Genomic DNA, 4348 nt, shown 5'->3' with positions numbered 1-4348 from the left:
CGCTGATCGGCTGCCAGCCGACGGGCTGCACGATGACGTACACGTAGTCGTTCGGGCCGCCCGGCGCGCACTTGACCGCCCAACCGGGCTGGCCTCCGCCCGAGGCGTTGCCCGAGCGGGGAACCTCCGTGCCGAAGTCCTCGTTCGGATATTCGGCGAGCGGCCCGTGTGCCAGGCGCTGCTGGTCCCGCAGCTTCACCCGGCACAGGTTGAGTACGGCGTGCTGCATGGCCACGTTGACCCGCTGCCCGCGCCCGGTGTGCTCCCGCTGGTACAGGGCCGCGAGGATGCCCGCCACGGCGTGCACACCTGTCCCCGAGTCCCCGATCTGGGCCCCCGTCGCCAGCGGCGGCCCGTCCTCGAAGCCGGTGGTCGACATCGATCCGCCCATGGCCTGCGCGACGACCTCGTACGCCTTGAAGTTGGTGTACGGGCCTTCGCCGAACCCCTTGATGGAGGCGTAGACGATCCGTGGATTGATCTCCTGGATGCGGTCCCAGGTGAAGCCCATGCGGTCGACGGCGCCCGGTCCGAAGTTCTCGACCATGACGTCGGAGCGCCGGATCAGCTCGGTGAGGAGCTCCTTGCCGCGTTCGGTCTTGGTGTTGAGGGTGATGCTCCGCTTGTTGCAGTTGAGCATCGTGAAGTAGAGGGAGTCGACGTCCGGGAGATCACGCAGCTGCTTGCGCGTGATGTCCCCGGTCGGCGCCTCCAGTTTGACGACGTCCGCGCCGAGCCAGGCGAGCAGCTGCGTCGCGGAGGGCCCGGACTGGACATGCGTCATGTCCAGGACGCGGATGCCTTCGAGAGCCTTGGCGGTCACCGGATCACCTCACTTGTACATGGTCTGGTTCATGGTTCCGGGGGCGTACGCGTCCGGGTCGACCCAGACGTTGATCAGCGACGGCTTGCCCGACTCGCGAGCGCGCCGCAGCGCCGGACCGATGTCGGCGGGGTCCCGGACCTCCTCGCCGTAACCGCCCAGCATCTGGGCGAACTTGTCGTAGTGGACGTCGCCGAGGGTGTTGCCGACCCGCTCGCGCTCCTTGCCGTACTTGGCGGCCTGGCCGTAGCGGATCTGGTTCATGGAGGAGTTGTTGCCGACGATGCCGACGAAGGGGAGGTCGTAGCGGACGAGCGTCTCGAAGTCCCAGCCGGTGAGCGAGAAGGCACCGTCGCCGAAGAGCGCGACGACCTCCTTGTCGGGCCGCGCCTGCTTGGCCGCGAGCACGAACGGCACCCCGACGCCGAGCGTGCCCAGCGGGCCCGGGTCCATCCAGTGGCCCGGTGACTTGGGCTGCACGACCTGACCGGAGAAGGTGACGATGTCGCCACCGTCGCCGATGTAGATCGAGTCCTCGGTGAGGAAGTCGTTGATCTCGCTGACCAGCCGGTAGGGGTGGATGGGCGAGGCGTCCGAGCGCAGCTGCGGCAGCCGCTTCTCCAGCGCGGTCTGCTCTGCGGCGCGCAGCTCGTCGAGCCACTCCTTGCGCTTCGACGCGCCTCCGTTGACGCGCCCCGAGGCCGCCTCGGTCACCGACTTCAGCACCAGGCCCGCGTCGCCGACGATGCCGAGGTCGATGTCGCGGTTCTTGCCGACGGTCCGGTAGTCGAGGTCGATCTGCACGACGGTGGCGTTCGCCGACAGCCGCTTGCCGTAGCCCATGCGGAAGTCGAAGGGCGTGCCGACGATGACGATGACGTCGGCGTTGGAGAAGGCGTACCGGCGGGAGAGCTGGAAGTGGTGCGGGTCGCCGGGCGGAAGAGTGCCGCGGCCGGCGCCGTTCATGTACGCCGGCACGTTCAGCGCGCGGACCAGCTCGATGGCCGACTCGGTGCCGCGGGTCGTCCACACCTGGCTGCCCAGCAGGATCGCGGGCTTCTCGGCGTGCACGAGCAGGTCGGCGAGCTTCTCGATGGCCTCGGGGTCGCCGGCCGAGCGGGTCGAGGCGCGGTAGGCACCGGCCTTCGGCACGCGGGCCTTGTCCGCCGGCACCTTGGCGTCGAGCACGTCGCGCGGGATCTCCAGGAAGGAGGGGCCGGGCGCGCCGTGGTAACACTCGCGGAACGCCATGGACACCATGTCCGCCGCGCGCGCCGTGTCCGGCACGGCCGCCGCGAACTTGGTGATCGGCGTCATCATGTCGACGTGCGGCAGGTCCTGGAGGGACCCCATCTTGTGCTGCGTGAGGGCACCTTGGCCGCCGATGAGCAGCATCGGTGACTCGGCGCGGAAGGCGTTGGCGACGCCGGTGACGGCGTCGGTCGTGCCCGGGCCCGCGGTGACGACCGCGCAGCCGGGCTTGCCGGTGATCCGCGCGTAACCGTCGGCGGCGTGCGCGGCGACCTGTTCGTGGCGGACGTCGACGACTTCGATGCCCTCGTCGACGCAGCCGTCGTAGATGTCGATGATGTGGCCGCCGCACAGGGTGTAGATGCGTTCTACCCCTTCGGCCTTCAAGGCCTTGGCGACGAGATGACCGCCGGAAATGACGTCCTGGGTGTCGTCGGGCATGGCGAAGTCCTGTCCCTTCCTAGGGGGTTGGAACGCTCTCGCGGTACATTGCATACAGTCGACGAATACTGTATGAAGCTTGTTATCCCGCATCCGGTGGGTGGTGTCCAGGGGGCGTGCGGCAGTTTTCGAGGGTCTCGGGGTTCGCCCACGCAAGACTCAGTAGTCAGGAGCCGAGATGGACCTGTACGAACACCAGGCAAGGGAACTCTTCGAGGAACACGGCATCTTGGTGCCGAGGGCCGAAGTCACCGACTCGCCCAAGGAAGCGCGTGAGATCGCCCGCCGGCTCGGCGGCCGTGTCGTCGTCAAGGCACAGGTCAAGACGGGCGGACGCGGCAAGGCGGGCGGCGTGAAGCTCGCCGCCGACCCGGCCGCCGCCGAGTTGACGGCACGTCAGATTCTCGGTATGGACATCAAGGGCCACACGGTGGGCAAGGTCATGCTGGCCCAGCCCGTCGACATAGAGACCGAGTTCTACGTCTCCTACGTCCTCGACCGCGCCGCGGGCCGCTTCCTCGCGATCGCGTCCGCGGAGGGCGGCATGGACATCGAGGAGGTCGCCGCGACCAGGCCCGAGGCCGTGGCGCGCATCCCCGTCGACCCGGCCGAGGGCGTCACCTCCGCCAAGGCGGGCCGGATCGCCGAGGCGGCCGGACTGCCGCCGCAGAGCGTCGACGTGCTCGTACGGCTGTGGGAGGTGCTGGTCCGCGAGGACGCCCTGCTGGTCGAGGTGAACCCGCTGGTCCGCACCGCCCAGGGGCAGCTCCTCGCCCTCGACGGCAAGGTCACGCTGGACGACAACGCCCGCTTCCGCCAGGCCCGCTGGGGCGCCGAGGGCGCGGAGCACGACGACCCGCTGGAGGCGGTGGCCGCCGAGCGGGGCCTGAACTACGTCAAACTGGACGGCGAGGTCGGCATCATCGGCAACGGCGCCGGCCTCGTCATGTCGACGCTCGACGTCGTCGCCGGCTGCGGCGCCCGCCCCGCCAACTTCCTCGACATCGGCGGCGGAGCCTCCGCGCAGATCATGGCCGACGGCCTGTCCGTGATCCTCTCCGACCCCGCCGTGAAGTCGGTCTTCGTCAACGTCTTCGGCGGCATCACCGCGTGCGACGCGGTCGCCGACGGCATCGTGCAGGCACTGGACACCGTCCGGCTGACCAAACCGCTGGTCGTCCGGCTCGACGGCAACAACGCCGCACGCGGCCGGGCGATCCTCGACGAACGCGCGCACCCGCTGGTCCAGCAGGCCACCACCATGGACGGCGCCGCCCGCGCGGCGGCCCAGCTCGCCAACGCCACCTGAGGAGACGAGACATGGCCATTCACCTCACCAAGGAGAGCAAGGTCCTCGTCCAGGGCATGACCGGCGGCGAGGGCATGAAGCACACCCGGCGCATGCTCGCCGCCGGCACCGACATCGTCGGCGGCGTCAACCCGCGCAAGGCGGGCCGGAGCGTCGACTTCGACGTCCCCCAGTGCCTGGACGGCCTGGGCGGTGCCCCCATCGCCGTGCCCGTCTTCGGCTCGGTGCGCGAGGGCATGGCGGCGACCGGGGCGGACGTCACGGTCGTCTTCGTACCGCCCGCCTTCGCCAAGGCCGCGGTCGTCGAGGCCGCCGACGCCGGCATCGGCCTCGCGGTCGTGATCACCGAGGGCATCCCGGTACACGACTCGGTCGCCTTCACCGCCTACGCCGAGCGGAAGGGCACCCGGATCGTCGGCCCCAACTGCCCCGGCCTGATCACCCCCGGCCAGTCCAACGCCGGCATCATCCCGGCCGACATCACCAAGCCCGGCCCGATCGGCCTGGTGTCGAAGTCCGGCACG

4 protein-coding genes are annotated in these 4348 nt (G+C 69.8%); 2 read left to right on the top strand and 2 right to left on the bottom strand.

Annotated elements, in window-relative coordinates:
* Both frc and AB0O67_RS36715 read right to left on the bottom strand, forming a co-directional pair.
* A partial coding sequence (gene frc, locus AB0O67_RS36720; protein ID WP_365460264.1) for a formyl-CoA transferase occupies window positions 1–823 on the bottom strand: 823 nt, incomplete at its 3' end.
* Between the two features lie 9 nt (window positions 824–832).
* Entirely contained in the window at window positions 833–2515 is a 1683-nt protein-coding gene (locus AB0O67_RS36715) for a thiamine pyrophosphate-binding protein (protein WP_365460261.1), read from the bottom strand.
* A gap of 178 nt (window positions 2516–2693) precedes the next feature.
* On the opposite strand from AB0O67_RS36715, the gene sucC reads away from it, so the two are divergent.
* Window positions 2694–3824: an ADP-forming succinate--CoA ligase subunit beta gene (gene sucC / locus AB0O67_RS36710; RefSeq protein WP_365460258.1), complete on the top strand. Its 1131-nt coding sequence runs from the start codon at window positions 2694–2696 to the stop codon at window positions 3822–3824.
* An 11-nt stretch (window positions 3825–3835) separates the two neighbouring features.
* Window positions 3836–4348, top strand: a 513-nt coding sequence (locus AB0O67_RS36705; protein WP_365460255.1) for a CoA-binding protein, incomplete at its 3' end; no start/stop codon positions are given.

The sequence above is a fragment of the Streptomyces sp. NPDC086077 genome, from assembly GCF_040686175.1.
In the GTDB taxonomy this organism is placed as follows: domain Bacteria; phylum Actinomycetota; class Actinomycetes; order Streptomycetales; family Streptomycetaceae; genus Streptomyces.
Note: the sequence above shows the minus strand (reverse complement) of the source record. Positions and strands in the feature narration are given on the sequence as shown.